General features: G+C 68.5%; 15 protein-coding genes and 1 pseudogene. 10 read left to right on the top strand and 6 right to left on the bottom strand.

The window, feature by feature from the left end; all coding sequences use genetic code 11:
- Nucleotides 1–43: 43 nt before the first annotated feature.
- Together P5G50_RS01910 and P5G50_RS01905 are read left to right on the top strand one after the other, a co-directional pair.
- A complete protein-coding gene (locus P5G50_RS01910; protein ID WP_301210003.1) occupies nt 44–637 on the top strand; it encodes a VanZ family protein in 594 nt (197 codons plus the stop codon).
- A gap of 9 nt (nt 638–646) precedes the next feature.
- Nucleotides 647–1,099, top strand: a complete 453-nt coding sequence (locus P5G50_RS01905; RefSeq protein ID WP_301210002.1) for a hypothetical protein — start codon at nt 647–649, stop codon at nt 1,097–1,099.
- 10 nt (nt 1,100–1,109) lie between these two features.
- Here the strand turns inward: P5G50_RS01905 and P5G50_RS01900 are convergent, their stop codons facing one another.
- Nucleotides 1,110–1,739: an excalibur calcium-binding domain-containing protein gene (locus tag P5G50_RS01900; RefSeq protein WP_301210001.1), complete on the bottom strand. Its 630-nt coding sequence runs from the start codon at nt 1,737–1,739 to the stop codon at nt 1,110–1,112.
- A 116-nt stretch (nt 1,740–1,855) separates the two neighbouring features.
- Between P5G50_RS01900 and solA the strand changes: the two genes are divergently transcribed.
- On the top strand, nt 1,856–3,001 hold the full coding sequence (gene solA, locus P5G50_RS01895; protein ID WP_301210000.1) for an N-methyl-L-tryptophan oxidase: 1,146 nt from the start codon (nt 1,856–1,858) through the stop codon (nt 2,999–3,001).
- A gap of 69 nt (nt 3,002–3,070) precedes the next feature.
- Nucleotides 3,071–3,400 carry a nuclear transport factor 2 family protein gene (locus P5G50_RS01890; protein WP_301209999.1) on the top strand — a complete coding sequence of 110 codons (330 nt, stop codon included), beginning with the start codon at nt 3,071–3,073 and terminating at the stop codon, nt 3,398–3,400.
- A 25-nt stretch (nt 3,401–3,425) separates the two neighbouring features.
- Here the strand turns inward: P5G50_RS01890 and P5G50_RS01885 are convergent, their stop codons facing one another.
- On the bottom strand, nt 3,426–4,247 hold the full coding sequence (locus tag P5G50_RS01885) for an aldo/keto reductase (RefSeq protein ID WP_301209998.1): 822 nt from the start codon (nt 4,245–4,247) through the stop codon (nt 3,426–3,428).
- Nucleotides 4,248–4,303: 56 nt separating this feature from the next.
- On the opposite strand from P5G50_RS01885, the gene P5G50_RS01880 reads away from it, so the two are divergent.
- Nucleotides 4,304–4,591 (top strand): DUF4287 domain-containing protein, encoded by a 288-nt coding sequence (locus P5G50_RS01880; RefSeq protein ID WP_301209997.1) that lies wholly within the window; start codon nt 4,304–4,306, stop codon nt 4,589–4,591.
- Here P5G50_RS01880 and P5G50_RS01875 read toward each other — a convergent pair.
- Together P5G50_RS01875 and P5G50_RS01870 are read right to left on the bottom strand one after the other, a co-directional pair.
- Nucleotides 4,588–5,088 (bottom strand): GNAT family N-acetyltransferase, encoded by a 501-nt coding sequence (locus tag P5G50_RS01875; RefSeq protein ID WP_301209996.1) that lies wholly within the window; start codon nt 5,086–5,088, stop codon nt 4,588–4,590. The genes P5G50_RS01880 and P5G50_RS01875 overlap by 4 nt on opposite strands.
- Nucleotides 5,085–5,696, bottom strand: a complete 612-nt coding sequence (locus tag P5G50_RS01870; RefSeq protein WP_301209995.1) for a dihydrofolate reductase family protein — start codon at nt 5,694–5,696, stop codon at nt 5,085–5,087. Before P5G50_RS01870 ends, P5G50_RS01875 begins: the two co-directional genes overlap by 4 nt.
- 196 nt (nt 5,697–5,892) lie before the next feature.
- Between P5G50_RS01870 and P5G50_RS01865 the strand changes: the two genes are divergently transcribed.
- The 3 genes from P5G50_RS01865 to P5G50_RS01855 all read left to right on the top strand — a co-directional run bounded on the left by P5G50_RS01865 (nt 5,893) and on the right by P5G50_RS01855 (nt 11,339).
- Nucleotides 5,893–7,938, top strand: a complete 2,046-nt coding sequence (locus P5G50_RS01865) for a cell wall-binding repeat-containing protein (RefSeq protein ID WP_301209994.1) — start codon at nt 5,893–5,895, stop codon at nt 7,936–7,938.
- Nucleotides 7,939–8,177: 239 nt separating this feature from the next.
- Nucleotides 8,178–9,092 (top strand): PIN domain-containing protein, encoded by a 915-nt coding sequence (locus P5G50_RS01860; RefSeq protein WP_301209993.1) that lies wholly within the window; start codon nt 8,178–8,180, stop codon nt 9,090–9,092.
- A gap of 105 nt (nt 9,093–9,197) precedes the next feature.
- The gene (locus P5G50_RS01855; RefSeq protein WP_301209992.1) at nt 9,198–11,339 is read left to right on the top strand and encodes a KAP family P-loop NTPase fold protein; all 2,142 of its coding nucleotides are present in this window, start codon (nt 9,198–9,200) and stop codon (nt 11,337–11,339) included.
- A gap of 18 nt (nt 11,340–11,357) precedes the next feature.
- Here the strand turns inward: P5G50_RS01855 and P5G50_RS18640 are convergent.
- Nucleotides 11,358–11,708 (bottom strand): annotated as a pseudogene (locus tag P5G50_RS18640) (zinc-ribbon domain-containing protein); the annotation flags it as partial.
- A 161-nt stretch (nt 11,709–11,869) separates the two neighbouring features.
- Here P5G50_RS18640 and P5G50_RS01850 point away from each other — a divergent pair.
- On the top strand, nt 11,870–12,334 hold the full coding sequence (locus P5G50_RS01850; protein ID WP_301209991.1) for a MarR family winged helix-turn-helix transcriptional regulator: 465 nt from the start codon (nt 11,870–11,872) through the stop codon (nt 12,332–12,334).
- A 239-nt stretch (nt 12,335–12,573) separates the two neighbouring features.
- Here the strand turns inward: P5G50_RS01850 and P5G50_RS01845 are convergent, their stop codons facing one another.
- Nucleotides 12,574–13,548 (bottom strand): FUSC family protein, encoded by a 975-nt coding sequence (locus tag P5G50_RS01845; protein ID WP_301209990.1) that lies wholly within the window; start codon nt 13,546–13,548, stop codon nt 12,574–12,576.
- Between the two features lie 96 nt (nt 13,549–13,644).
- Here P5G50_RS01845 and P5G50_RS01840 point away from each other — a divergent pair, with 96 nt between their 5' ends.
- Entirely contained in the window at nt 13,645–14,916 is a 1,272-nt protein-coding gene (locus P5G50_RS01840) for an MFS transporter (protein WP_301209989.1), read from the top strand.
- The last annotated feature ends 131 nt before the right edge of the window (nt 14,917–15,047 follow it).

Raw genomic sequence — 15,047 nt, 5'->3', positions numbered from 1 at the left:
CGAGACCGATCCGCCGCGGCGGACCGTTTCCTATCGTCGGAGCATGAGCGTCACCCGGTCCCTGCCCGTCGTCCGCGAGAGCCCGCGCAGCCTCCCCGTCGCGCTGTTCGCGGTCTACCTCGCGCTGCTCGTCTGGGCGGTGCTGTGGAAGCTGGGCGTGCCGTACCTCGGCACGGGCGAGCAGCGGGCCGTGAAGCTCGTCCCCTTCGTGGCGGGCGACGGCTACGGCGTCAGCACGGGGTTCGAGATGCTCGCGAACGTCGCCCTGTTCGTGCCCTTCGGCGTGTACGCCGGACTGGTCGCGCCGCGGTGGTCCTGGCTCCGCGTCGCGGGGGCGGCCGTGCTCACGAGCCTCGCGCTGGAGGCGACCCAGTACGTCCTGGCCGTCGGCAGCTCGGACATCACCGATGTGATTCTCAACACGGCCGGAGCGCTCGCCGGACTCCTGCTGTTGGCGGCGCTCCGGCGCGCGCTGCGCGAGCGGACCGGCGCGGTGGTCGTCCACTGGTGCGCCATGGCCACCGTCGCCGCCCTGCTCGCGGCGGCGCTCGCCGTGATCTCGCCGTTCCACTACGGGGCGCCAGGAGGCCCGCACCCGCTGCGGGAAGGAGTGACGGGGTCGGCGCCCACCCGATAGGGTCGCGGCATGCTGCAGAATCGCGAGGTCGCGGGGGCGACCCTCGGGCGGGGCCCCCGGCCGCCGGCTGCGCCGCTGTTCGGGCCGTGGGGCTGGGTCGGCCTTGCCGTGCCGGTCGCCGTGATCGCGGCCTTCGCACTCGGTGTCGCCCTCGGCCTGCAGGACCCGTTCGGCCTCCGCTGGTCCTGGGCTTTGCTGGTGGCCGTCGTCGCGATGTCCGCCCTCAGCCGGTTCGCGGGCCTCCGCGGAGCCGACGCCGACGCCGCCTGGCGAGCGGCGCCGCGCACGCTCGCCCGCCGCACGCAGCAGATCGCACCGTTCGTCATCGGCGCCCTCGGCGCGATCGTGGCGATCGCATTCGTGAGCGGCGCGACGGTGCTGATGGGCATCGCCGTCGCCGTCGCGGTGGGCGTTACGGCGGGTGTCGCGCCCACCTACTTCCAGCGGCCGCCTGCGCCGTAGTCCTCTGCGGTCACTCGCACGCCACGCCGTCGCCGTCCCGGTCGAGCTTGGGTGCGTAGCCTGGCTGTCCGGCATAGAGGGGCGCCTTGCCCGCCGCCCTCACCTCCGTGCAGTTCGCGTAGCTCACATCCGGAGCCGGAGGAGCGGGGGCGGGCGCTGGGGGAGCGGGAGCAGGCGCTGGTGCGACGGGTGCGGGAGCTTGTGGCGCAGGATCAGCGGGCGCGGGCGGTGCGGGCGTCGACGGAACGTCGATGGCAGCGGGCGTCTCCGTCACCGTCGGAACCGGTGTCGACGTCGATCCGCCCTTGCCCGTCTTCTTCTTGACCGTCAGCTTCACCGTCGTCCCGGCCTTGACCGCGCTGCCCGCCTTCGGCGAGGACTTCGTCACGGTCCAGTTGCCCTTGACGATGACGACCTTCGACCACTTCCATTTGAGCCCGGCCGCCTTCAGCTTCTTGCTGGCGCGCTTGCCGTCGAGGCCGACCACCTTGGGGACGGTGACCTTGCCTTTTCCCGCGTCGACGGAGGTCGTGATCACCACTTCGGTAGCGGCAGCCGTGGCGGGCGGCGGGGCGGCGAGCGGTGCCGCGGCCAGCACGCCGGCCGTCAGCAGGGCGGTCAGCAGAATTCGGGCGCGCATTGATTCCTCACAGGTTCGGGTGGCCTCCAGTCTGCCGGGATGCCCGAATGCCCCGGCAGCCCGCTTGCGAGGGTCAGGGCGGCTGGGTCGCCGCCCGTGCGGCTAAGGTGTCGAGCATGCCCACCACCGCCATCGTCATCGGCGCCGGCGTCGTCGGGGCCGCCGCCGCGTGGTCGCTCGCGCGCCAGGGCGCCGAGGTGCTGCTGCTGGAGGCGTTCGAGCGCGGGCACGATCGCGGCTCGTCGCACGGCGCGACGCGCATCTTCCGGCACGGGTACGCCGAGGCCGACTACGTCGAGCTGTCCGTCGCCGCCCTGGCCGGGTGGCGCGAGCTCGAGCGGCGCAGCGGCCGGCGACTGCTCGATGCGACCGGTGCGGTCGACCACGGCGACCTCGGCGTGCTGCGCGCGATCGCCGAGGCGCAGGAGGCCGCCGGCCTCGCGTACGAATGGCTCACCGCCGCCGAGGCGACGAGCCGCTGGCCCGGCCTGCGCTTCGAGGACCACGTGCTGTTCAGCCCGGGCGGCGGGCGGCTGCGCGCCGATCACGCCGTCGACGCGCTGCTCGACCAGGCCCAGGCGGCGGGAGCGGAGCTCCGGTTCGAGACACGCGTCACGTCGATCGCACCGACCGACGACGCCGTGACCGTGACCACCGCCGACGGTGAGCACACGGCGGACCGCCTCGTCGTCGCGGCCGGCTCGTGGACCCCCGCGCTGATCGGTCCCTGGCTCGCCGCTCACGGCGCCGCCCTGCCGACCGTCGCCGTCACCGAGGAGCAGCCGGCGCATTTCCCGCTGGTGCCGGGCGAGCCCGACGGAGAGGCGGCCTGGCCGAGCTTCGTGCACCATCCCACCGACGACTCCCTGCCGAGCGCGTACGGCCTCCTCACCCCCGGCGAGGGCGTCAAGGTCGGCTTCCACGGCGTCGGCCCGGTCGTGGACCCCAACGACCGCGACCGCGCGATCGACGTCGCCCGCCTCCACCGTCTCCAGGAGTACGTGGCTCGCTGGGTGCCGGGGGTCGACTCCACCAGCCCCGAGGGGATCAGCTGCCTCTACGACAACACCGAGCAGGAGGACTTCGTGCTCGACCGCGTCGGCCCCGTCGTCGTCGCGACCGGCTTCTCGGGACACGGCTTCAAGTTCGGGCCGGCGGTGGGCGACGTGCTCGCGCGCCTCGCCCTGCACGACGAGAAGGCGCCGCCGCGCTTCCGGCTGACCGTGGCCTCACCCGACGCCGGCACCGAGGCGCCGGCGTAGCGGGGGACCGACCCACCCGGGGATCAGCACTCCCTCCCACCGCCCCTCACCGAGCGGCAGACTGAACGCATGCCCGACATCCAGCTCCCTCCGCCCGTCCAGCGCTTCGTCGACGCCACGAACCGCGGCGATTCCGAGGCCTTCGTCGACGTGTTCACCGACGACGCCTACCTGAACGACTGGGGCCGCGAGTTCCACGGCCACGACGGCGTACGCGACTGGGACCGCACCGACAACATCGGCGTCAACTCGCACTTCGACGTGGTCGGCATCGAGCCGGGGCCCGACGCCGACACTGTCGTCGTCACCATGACGGTCTCCGGTGACGGCTACAACGGCACCGGCCCGTTGGTCTTCGGCCTGCGCGGCGACCGCATCGCCAGCCTCCGGATCAGCTGACGCGGCGGCCGCCGCACCCGACCCCCTAGCGGTCGCCCGCGTCGAGCGCGTCGAGCGCCGCCACGTCCTCCGGCGACAGCTCGAAGTCGACGTCGGCGTTCTCGACGATCCGGCTCGGCGTGGTCGACTTCGGGAGCGGGAGGATGTCCTTCTGCAGCAGGTAGCGGATGCTCACCTGCGCGACGGACTTGCCGTACTTTTCGGCGATGGCCGCGATGTCGCCGTTGTCGAGCAGCCGGCCGGTGGCGAGCGGCGAGTAGCCCTCGACCAGCACGTCGTGCTCCCGGCACCAGGCCGTCGTCTCCGGCTGGGTGTTGCCGACGAACCAGCGGATCTGGTTGGCGTGCGGCATGACGTCGGTGGCCGCGGTGAGCGACTCCAGGTCGTCCGGCTCGAAGTTGCTGACCCCGATCGCGCGCGCCCGGCCGGCCTCGTACAGCTCCTCGAACACCTTCCAGACCTCGATGTTGCCGGCGCGGTGGTCGCTCCCCTGCTTGCTCCACGGCCAGGGCGCGTGGATGAGGTAGAGGTCGACCGGCCCGAGGTCGAGCAGCGCGGTGGAGCGCTCGAACGCGTGGCGCGCTCCCTCCGCGTCCTTCACCTCGGCCGGGCACTTGGTCGTGATGAAGATCTCGTCGCGCGGCACACCGCTGTCGCGGACCGCGCGCCCGACGCTCTCCTCGTTGCCGTACGCACGGGCGGTGTCGATGTGCCGGTACCCGGCGTCGAGCGCGGTGCGCACCGAGTCGTACGTCTCGGGCCCGTCGGGGATCTGCCAGGTGCCGAACCCGATCTTCGGGATCGTGACGCCGTTGGAGAGGGTGAAGGTGTCGGTGAGCACGGCCATGGTGGGCTCCTTCTGGGGGTGGACGGGGGATGTGGCCGTCATGGTAGACCTGGACCATGTCTTTTCAGGCGTACCTGGACACCATCGAGGACAAGACCGGCCGGACGCCGCGCGAGCTGCTCACCGAGGCGCAGTCGAGGGGCTTCGGGCCGGACACGAAGGTCGGCGACATCCTCGCCTGGCTGAAGGACGACTACGACCTGGGCCGCGGCCACGGCATGGCGATGGTGCACGTCATCACGAAGGGTCCGACGATCGACGCGAAGTTCGTCGGCGCCGACAGCGTCCACCGCGACGAGTCGGACACGCTGTGGCTCGACGGCAAGGCGACCAAGCCGGCCTAGCCCTCGTGCTCCGGCAGCCGCAGCGTCCACACGTTGCAGTGCAGCGTCACGCCCCGGTACGGGAAGTCGTCGACCCCGGCGAGCGTGAATCCCGCCCGCTCGCACACCCGGTTGGAGGCGCGGTTGTCGACGTTCGGGAACGCCACGAGCAGGGGCAGCCATCCGTGCTCCTGGAGGTCGTCCACGATCAGCGGGACGGCCGCTGCCGCCAGCCCCCGCCCCTGCGCCCCGGGGAGGATGAACCACCCGGTCTCGTGCACCTCCGCCTCCCGCCACTCGGTCGACCACCACCCGATCGACCCGACCACGCCCGTGCCGTCGGTGATCCGGTACATGCGGCACTCCCCGGTCTCCCACCCGCGCAGGTAGCGGGCATGCCGCACGGCGAGCCGTTCAGCGCTCTCGGGGCCGCCGAGGTGGCGGGTCATGTCGACGGTGTTGGCGGCCTGCAGGAGGGGGAGGTCGCCCTCCTGCCAGGGCTCCAGGCGCAGGGTCATGCGGTGCCGGCGCCCCCGCCGTCCGGGGGCCCGTCCACCACGACCGGGACCGCCTCGTAGAGCACGAGCCGCCCGTCCAGCACCCGGATGGAGGTCGACTCCATGACGACATCCGGCCACCCGTCGTACAGGCGGTCGGCACCGGTCGCCCCGTTGACGACGGGGAAGACGACCACCCGGAACCGGTCCACCAGCCCGGCCTGCAGCAGCGAACGGCACAGGCTGGGGCTGCCGATGGTCCGGAGGTCGCTCTCGCCGCGCTTCAGCTCGCGCACCGCCTCCACCGCATCCGCGGCGACCAGTCGCGTGTTCGCCCACTCCAGCGGCTCGTCCAGCGAGCGGGAGAACACGATCTTGGGGCGTGCGGTCAGCTCCGCCATGTCCTCGGCGCCGGTGCGCGCGAACTCGGCGAACAGCCGGTACGTCCGCGTCCCGAGCAGCACGATGTAGTCGCGCTCGGCGTCGACTCGCAGCAGCTCGTAGTACTCGGGGCCGCCCATGCCCCACAGGCCCGGCCATCCCTCCGCCGACCCGAACCCGTCGAGCGAGGTGATGTAGTCCACCATGAGCTCCGCCATGCCGCCCCCTCCGCGGTCCGTCCCCACCATGGGTGGGGGAAGGATACTGCGGGGGAGAGGGGTGCGGGGAGATGGGCGCTGACCGCCCTCCCCACGCCCATTCCAATACCAAACGCATTCTGAAACCAGACGCATTCTGATAAAGCTCGCACGTTCCGATTTCGCGCCGTGCCCGCTGCCATAATCGCCCTGGGCTCGCACCGGGCGGGGACATGGGGGGACTTCGATGCACGCAGTTAACTCGAGGATCAGGCGCGCCGCCGCCGCGCTGGCGACGTCTGCGGCCGTGGTGGTGACAGCGCTGCTGGCGTCGCCGGCGACCGCCGGCACGGCTGCAACGCCGACGCTCGCCGCTGTCGGCTCGGTCACCGCCCCGAACGGCGGAGACGCCTTCGCGACGGTGCCGAACATGGCGGTGGATGCGGCGAAGCACACGCTCTACGCCCTCGAAGCGGGGCGGAACCACAGCAGCCTCGCCGTGGTGGACACGGCGACGAACACCGTGAAGAGCACCGTCACGGTGCCGAGCCTGCCGAACGGGGTCTCCATCGACGCCGGCCGTGGATACGTCTACCTAACGGTCAGCGATCTCGCCGCGGGCACCTCCGCCCTCTGGGTCTTCGCCACGGCGACCAGGGCGCACGTCGCGACCGTCCCGCTCGGCGCCTTCCAGGTGACCGGCGCGAGCGGCGACAGCGGGATCGGTGTGGACACCGCCACCGGGGCCGTCTACGTCGCCGGGGCGTCCTCGAAGAACGGGGCCCAGGTTCCGGAGGTCCTGACCGTCAGCGCCGCACAGGTCGCCGCCGCCATCGGCGGCACAGCCGTCACGCCGACCGCGGTCGTGCTTCCCGATGCCTCGAAGCGGGTGGCCTCGGTGGCCGTCGACGCGGGAGGCGGGTTCGTCTATGCGGCGGCTGCCGGACTCTCGGGGTCGTCGTTGTACGTCATCAACGCCGCATCGAACGCCCTGGTCCGCACGGTGCCGCTGAGCGGGATGCCGAACACGCTCACCACGGATGCCACGACCGGCACCGTCTACGTCTCCCAGCGCACGCCGGGCGGCTCGGGCGTCGCGGTCGTGGCGCGCGGCGCCGCGTCTGTCAGCACGACCATCGGCCTCCCCGCGCAGGCCGCCTCGCTCGAGACCGATCCCGCCGCCGGGATCCTCTACGCCGCCGTCTCCCAGCCGTTCGAGGGCGGCACCGTGAACGAGCTGGTCGCCATCAGCACCGGCTCGAAGGCCGTCGTCGCGAGCAGCCCGCTCCCGACGCCCGCCGACGTCGCGGTCGACACCACGTCCGGTACCGCCTACGTCTCGGGTGCGCTCTCGGGCAACACCAGCATCGCCGCCCTGCGCCTCCTCGGCGTCTCACGCGTCGCCGGCGGCGACCGGTACGCGACCTCCGTCGCCGTGTCCCGGGCCGAGTTCCCCGGTGCCGCGCCCGTCGTCTACATCGCCTCGGGCGTCAACTACCCGGACGCGCTCGCCGCGGGACCGGCCGCCACCAAGCGGGGAGGCCCGCTGCTGCTCACTACGCCGTACGAGGTGCCCGGCGATGTGGTCGCCGAGGTGAAGCGCCTCCACCCCTCCACGATCGTCGTCGTGGGCGGCCCGTTCCCGATCGGAGACTCGGTGCTCACGCAGCTGCGCGCCGCGGTCCCCGGAGCGACCGTGTCGCGAGCGGCGGGAGACGACCGCTTCGCCACGTCGCGAGCGGTCGCTTCGGGCGCCTTCACCACCGCGAGCACGGTGTACCTGGCCTCCGGCAACACCTTCCCCGATGCGTTGAGCGCGGGCGGCGCCGCCGGAGCGAAGGGCGCCCCGATCCTCCTGGTGGACGGGAACGCGCCGAGCGTCGACCCGGCGACCGCGTCCCTCCTCGCGTCCCTCAAGGCGAAGAACGTCCGCCTGGTCGGCGGCCCGAGCGCCGTGTCGGCCGGCCTCGCGGCCTCCCTGACCCAGAAGGGCTACACCGTCACCCGCCTCGCCGGCGCCGACCGCTATGGAACGGCCCTCGCCGTCAACAAGGACGCCTACAGCCACGCGACCACTGCGCTGCTGGCCACCGGCTTCGGCTTCCCGGACGCCCTGTCGGCGACGACGCTCGCCGGCAAGACCGCCTCGCCGCTCTACCTGGCACCCTCGAGCTGCGTGCCGCGCGGCGTGCTGGCCGACTTCCGCCGCCTGGGCGTCACGACGGTCGAACTCGTCGGCGGCCCTGCGGTGCTCACGGCGTCTGCGGCGTCACTGAGTGCGTGCGCGTGGTGAGTCGCTGCGGGCGTGACGAAGGCGAGACGTGTCACGTCTCGCGCTACTTGGGCTTTCTCAAGCTAGTTGGGCTTTGCGGGAGTGGCGCCATGAGAAAAGCAGGGCATCGGAGGCAATCACTGACGTCCGGTCTGGGCTGACGGCTGGCTCTGGAACTGCCCATGGCAGCTGGCCGTGACTCGTTTTCGCGGGGCGGCAGCGGGTGTTGCTGTGTGTCGGAATCCATAGGAGCATCAGACATGACCATTTCCCGGCTCGATGAGCAAGTGCGCATCAACGAGGGGGTGGACCCGAATGCTGCCATCAAGCTCTTGGCGGATGCATCTCGCGAGGCAGGCAACGTTCTGGGTAGAGGTAGCGCCGCGATAGCGCTTTTCAACGACTACCTTGGGTGGGCCGCTTCGCAGGAGCGACTACTCGCCAACGCTTTTCCGGCGTCCGAGGTTCGCCGACTCCTAACGTCACAACGGTCTTGGACCATTCAGGTCATGGACCCGGTCGCCTATGGAGCGACGCTCACTGACCTGATTGCCTTGGAGCTGAACGAGCGAATCGGCGAACTCCAAATCGCTGAGGAGATGCTCAAGCGTGAGGTCGCCATTTGGAACGTACCGAGCCTGGACTCCTCGTTTCCAGAGCGACTGCATGCGGCGGTTGTGGACACAAACGTGTTGATGCGGAGTAAGGGCGCGATGCCGGACCTTGACTGGTCTGCCCTCACGGATACTCGCCGAGGTCAGTCCATCGCTATCGCTATTCCGGCGGTAGTGATCGAGGAACTGGACACGTTAAAGCATGCCAATGGCAAGATGGAGATAGACGGCGAGTCGCACGATCGCAAGTGGCTCGCCACGCTCGCATTGGGATGGCTTCGACGCACTTTTGTGAGTGACTTCCAGCGGGTGGAGGTGCGCCCGTTCTCGCGAGGCGAGTCAGGTCCGTCTTCCGCCCTCTATGCGGTCTTGATGTTCGAGTCGCTCCATCATCGACCTCTGCCTAAGAACGACTCAGAGATCATCGACACCGCATTGTCTGTTCGGCCGTTTGCCAAGAGTGTCACGTTGGTCAGCTACGACCTTCACATGGTCTTCAGGACACGACACTTGGGCGTTCGCGCTATCGTGCCACCGGAAGGCGATTCGTCGGCGGCATGATGGCCGGAGCTCGAGAGGTCGGTTGGCCGCGCTCGCGCCCAGCGTTCGTGAACGGTGCGGAGCTCGGGAAGAACCGATCGGTGCTTCAGCTCGTACGTGCGAATCGTGGCATGGCTCAGCCGCCGATCTCTTCAGGAGTGTGTAACGGTCGCGTTCTACGGGAAAGGAGCGTGCAGTATTAGCGGTGTGGAGGAAGAGGATCGTTTCAACCGCGGCGCGCTACTTGGTGAGTTAGTCAAGCAAGTACTGGGTAACGCCGCGACACATGATCGCGCCCGCTTTGTTGCCATCGTGGGCTCTTGGGGAAGCGGCAAGACATGGATCCTCGATCGCGTGCGTGGCGACCTTGGTGGGCATACCCGTGAGTTCAATCCATGGCTTTTCTCTGACGAGCTGAGCTTGTACCGGGGCTTCGCGGCCTTCCTTTTGGAGCGGATACAAGATAGGCGCGCGCGCAAGCGCATGGCGACCGCGCTCGACTATCTCGGTCCCTCTATGAAAGGGCTGGGGTTCGATGTGAGCGGAACGGCCATGAAGGCGGCGTCCGCGCTTCGTGGACTCGACTCTCCCAGCTCAATCCGCGAGGAATTGAGGAAGAGCTTCTCGAAGAATGCCGGGCCGGCGTATGTGCTTGTGGACGACCTCGATCGGCTGACTCCTGAAGAGCTTCTGCTGTTCTTCAAGCTCATCCGCTTGATCGGGGATGTCCCGGGTCTCGTATATGTTCTTGCCTACGACGAAGAGGCGTTGTTAGAGCTGCTCGCCAGGACGCCCATTGCCGGTAGTCGAGAGCGAGCGAGGCAGTATCTCGAGAAGATCGTCGAACGCAAGGTCTATGTTCCACGAATGAGTCACTCGCAGTGGAGCAACGAGGTGCTCGTGCCGCTCGTTGACTTTGGACTCGCTACCCACCCGATGTACGCCGCCGACGAAGATGCGCAGGAGGAATTCGTTTGGCGAATGGAGTCATTCGGCTGGCAGATGCTGCCCACTCCGCGGATCGCCGCACGGTTCCTAGACAGCGTTATGGCGCTGCCGCAACGGCTGCATGGCGAAGTGAATTTCCTCGACTGGTGCCTAATCTGTCTTCTTCGCGTTTCTTATCCGGGCGTCTGGCAGTTGGTGGCAAACCACCCCGATGTGTTTGCAGGTGTCTCCGCCGGCTTCCGGTTGCGAACTCTGAACGACGGCAACAAGGTGCTAGCCCGCCAGGTGGTAGAAACGATCGAGTCTGTCGTCGGAGCCACGTACCAGCGCGAAGACGTTTTGGAGATTCTCGACTACCTGTTTCCGAACTTTGCGGCTGATCGGAAGGAGGCGCCGTCGGCACGCACCTACTCCAGTGGAACGAGACAACGAATCGGAGATCCCGCGTTCTTTGACCGATACTTCGCGTACGCCCTTCCGCCGGGAGAAGTTTCGGACGTTGTAGTCAATGGACTGTTGGCCCGGCTAGACCTGGCCGAGGAGGCTAGTAGAGCGGCTGGTGAACTGCGGGCGCTTTTCTCAGCGGCGCCAGAGGCGACGATGAACACTATGCGTCGGCGCTGGGAAACTGCGGTTTCCGTCGAAGCTCTCTACCCTTTCCTCTCCGAGTTGGCAGATGCGCCGGAGCTCAGCTACAGGACAGGTCCTTTCGGCGTTAGGGGCGAGACCCAGTTACTTTCGTTCGCTGAGGAGGTACTGAGACTTGGGAGCCAGACATTTCTGGACGGGCTGGATTTCGCGAGAGCCCAGGCATTGAACCCGCTCGACGTCGGGGTCTTGCTCGATGAGGCTCACCCCTCGGGGTCGCGCCACTATGTGGATTGGATCGAAGCCCAGCGCTCACTATTGGAGGAGCGAGCGGCGCGCGAGCTCCAGAGTGCGGTGTCTCCTCTGTCGGACAGAGGTGTTGACGAATGGTTCGATCGTCTCCGCAGGCTCAACCCGGAAAGATTGCTACGCATCGAAGCAGACGCGCTCGCGTCGGAAAGATGGTCTGCTGACGAGATTGCCGGAGCGAATGTGACGTGGAGCATCACTTCACGGCGACCGAACCCGACGCTGGACCGCGTTCGGGTCGCAGCTCTGCTGTCGAATGACCAGTCGATGGTGTCGATGCTGCGAAAGGCGGATCCTGGACCCTATCCGGCAGCTTGGGATGCTGATCCTGCGTCCGTCGACATCGTCGATGTGTCTCTAAGCCAAGTGGGTTCGTACGTCCTGCGACACTGGGATGAGGCAACCTCCGCTGACTGGGGATGAGTCCCGCGTCGTCGGCCCTCAGCGTGCGAGTAGCCGGTCTACCGGCCGGCACTCCGTGCATCCCTTGGACTTCAGCCTGTGCGGGATCGACTGGTAGGTCTTCTGGCCAGCTGCCTTGCACTTCCAGTAGTGCTTCTCCGTGCCAGGGAATATCTCGCTCGGCTTCTTCGGGTAGTTGAGGTATGGGTGCCACTCCTTGATGAGCTTGGGGTGTTCGGTGGCGACATCGTTCGTACCGCTGACGAGGCGTCGTCGTGAGCAGACGGAGCACTGGTAGCCGGCGGCACGTCGGTCGATGCGCTGCTCGTAGTCGTGGCCCTTCGGGCACAGCCAGAAGACCTCTTCGTTTTGAGCCGTGGGCGAAGTGCTCGGGGCGCAGGTCGCCGTTGGCGGTGGGGTGCCATTCGGCGGCGACGGTTGGGTGTGTGGCGACGAGGTTCCTTTTGGACGCGGCGTTGGCGTTACGAATGCACTCGGGGCATCCTGCTGCGCGTACGCGGTCGTAGATTCGTGCGCGGTAGGTGTGCTCGTTGGCGCAGAGGAAGTCGACGAACGTCTCGCTGTTGGAGATGTCCGCTGACGCACCGCACCTTCCCACCAGTCGCGGGGCAGAGCTCGCGCTACTGCTCCTCGATGGATTCAGCGAGAGGGTCGATGTGGTCGTGGCCCAGCTGAAGGAGGCCGGACATGTCGGAGCCACCGCGAATCACGAGTTCGCCCTCCGGGCTGTCGACGCTGGTGCTGGCACGGCGTCGGACCTCGGCCGCGCCCTCCGTGTCTCCAAGCAAGCGGCGGCGAAGGCGATCGCATCGCTGGAAGAGCTCGGTTACGTCGAGCGGCGGGCCGACCCTTCCGATGCCCGGCGGAAGCGACTCGTTGTCACGCCGCGGGGATGGAGATGCATCGCATCGGCGCCGAAGCGTTCGACCGTCTCCGCGAGCAAATCGCGGATCATCTGGGTGCGGAAGGGCTCGAGCAGCTCGAGGATGCGCTGAGGAGATTGCGCAGTTCGGTGGCCGCCGCGTCAGTTGAGCCTCCCCGTCACCCTCGGAGATCGGCGACCGACTCGCGGCTGATGTACGTGGTCAGTACTTCCTCGCCCACGCCCAGCTAGAACGAGAAAAGCCCAGATAGCTCAAGAAGTCACAAGAAGCCTGCGAACCAGACGAGGGAAGTGGTGTCACGTCCTAGGCTAGTTGGGCATTCTCACGCTACTTGGGCGTAACAGGGCGTGCTACCTTTCTGCTCCAACGGACGCTGATTCACCACGCGAGAGCACTGCGGGTACAAGCCATCCGAAGATCAGCGCGATCCCGACGCCGAGGAGCGTCTCGAGTGTGCGCTCGTTGAATCGCCCAGCGGGTGATTCGCCATTGCCTTGAAGTATCAGAGAGAGGGCGATGAAGGTGGTGAAGCCGGGGGTGACGTACCAGCGGCTGTCGTGTGTCGCCGTCGCCGCTCCCAGGACGAGGACGACCGCGATGGCTAGGACGAGGTCCGGTGGCCCCCAGGCCGAGAACGCCGCGGCGGCGAAGGCGCCCAGCGTGACCGAGACGGCACGGCCGATCGTGCGGAGGAACAGGAGTGATCGTGTCGGCCGCATGACGAGCAGGCAGGCGCCGGTGACCCATCCGACGTGCTCGAGATGCAGGAGGTAGCCGGTCGTGGCCGCCAGCGCGCCGGCGCATCCCAGCAGGACGCCGTAGCTGAGCGCTGCGCGCGATCCTGGAGGGGGCGCTTGCTGACGCACCGGCGGAAGACGTTGCGGCCACGCGAGCGACACCAGCCAGGCGTAAACGGAGCCGCCGATCATCAACAGCCCCAGGACGGCCGTGGTGCCGACGCTGCTGAAGCTGAGCCCGATGCCGGTGAGCGGGAGCGCGAGTGAGACGACGAGCGCGCCGGCCCGGCTCCGCGTGGCCCAGAGCGGGGCGACGAGCCCGATCACGAAGATCGCGACCACGGCGAGGACGGGCGTGCGCGTGAGGGATGCGCCGAAGGTCATGGCGGCGGCGGCGACGATGCCGACGAGGACGGTGACCCAGCGCCCGGCTCGTCGAGGCGCGAGCCGGTTGGCGGCGGCGGGGATGACGCCGATCGCGAGCCCGAGGCCGATCGACGGGTCGAACGGTGTGGCGACGGCCGCGGGGAGGGCCAGCACGAGGCCGAGAAGGAAGAGGGACCAGGACCAGCTGAGCCCGTTGCGCATGCGCTCGCTCCTCCCGTTGCTGACCGAACCTAGTCGCCGGGCACCGCTTCCGGTAGAACCGAGCTTGTCCACCAGGACGGGAGGGGAGGGTCGCGGATGACGGACGTGAGCGGGGCGCCGGTTCCGGCGACGACGCGGTTGGGCGGACCGGAAGCGTGGCTGGTGTGGGTGCTGGCGACCATCTTCGTGGTGTGGTTGTTCGCCATCCAGACCGGCTACGCCGTCGTGTCGCCGGAGATCCAGAAGTCCGCCGCGCTATCGCTGGAGCAGATCGGCCTGGCCGCGTCGATCTACACGTGGGTGTTCGCCGTCGTGCAGTTCTTCTCCGGCGCCCTGCTTGACCGGTTCGGCAGCCGGCCGCTGCTCGCGATCGCCGTCGGCTTCGTCACCGTCGGAGCGTTCCTCTATGCGGGGACGACGGACTTCGCCGTGCTCGCGCTCGCACAGGCCGTGCTGGCGATCGGGGCATCCTTCGGGTTCGTCGGTGCCGGCTACGTGGGTGGCACGTGGTTCCAGGCGGCGAGATACGGACTGATGTTCGGGCTGGTGCAGGCGTTCGCCTCGCTGGGTTCCGCGGTCGGGCAGCCGGCGATCCTCGCGTTCCTCCAAGCGCTCTCGTGGCAGCAGCTGCTGGTCGCTTTCGGCTGCGTGGGCGTGCTGCTGGTCGTGCTTTTCGTCATCTTCGTCCGCGACCCCGTGCGCGACCCCACGACGGCCGGAGACGCGGTGCCCGGTCCGCGGCGCAAGAACGTCTTGGCGCAGATCTTCACCGAGCTGGGGCGATGCTTCTCGAACCGGCAGGTCGTGCTCGCGGCGGCCCTCTCCGCGGCGTCCTTCGGCACCATGCTCGCCGTCGGCACGCTGTGGGGCCCGCGGATCATGGAAGCCCGGGGGATGTCGACCGCGTTCGCGACCGTGCTCACGGCCGTCGCGTGGCTGGGCCTGGCGATCGGCGCACCCGTGGCGAACATCGTCTCCAACCGGTGGGGGAGTCGGAAGCGCCCTGCCGCGATCGCGCTGGCCCTTCAGGGGATCGCGATCGCGCTGGTGATCTATCTGCCGACAGAGGTGTCCGGAGCGGCGCTGGTCCTGATGTTCGCAGTCGGCCTGTTCTCCGGTGCGCAGATGCTCGGATTCACGGTCGCCGGGGAGTCCGTCGACGGGAGTCTGATCGGCAGCGCGTCCGCGATCGTGAACGGGTGCTGCTTCATCGTCAGCGGCCTGCTGACGTCCATCCCGAGCGCGTTCCTCCCGAACACCCCGGAGCTCGCCGACTACCGGTCGGTGCTGTGGCTGATGCCGGCCGTCCTCGCCGTGGGGGTGGTGGCATCCCTGCTGCTGCGGGAACGTCCTCGGGCCCACGCGTGATCCAGGACTGGCCACCCGCACGCAGCCGGCGCTAATCTGCGCTCATTCGCGATGATGCATGTTCGGCATGACGCGTGTTCGACATGACGTGTGTTCGACATGACGTGTGTTCGACATGACGCGTGTTCGGT

The organism is Leifsonia williamsii (genome assembly GCF_030433685.1).
In the GTDB taxonomy this organism is placed as follows: domain Bacteria; phylum Actinomycetota; class Actinomycetes; order Actinomycetales; family Microbacteriaceae; genus Leifsonia; species Leifsonia williamsii.
Note: the sequence above shows the minus strand (reverse complement) of the source record. Positions and strands in the feature narration are given on the sequence as shown.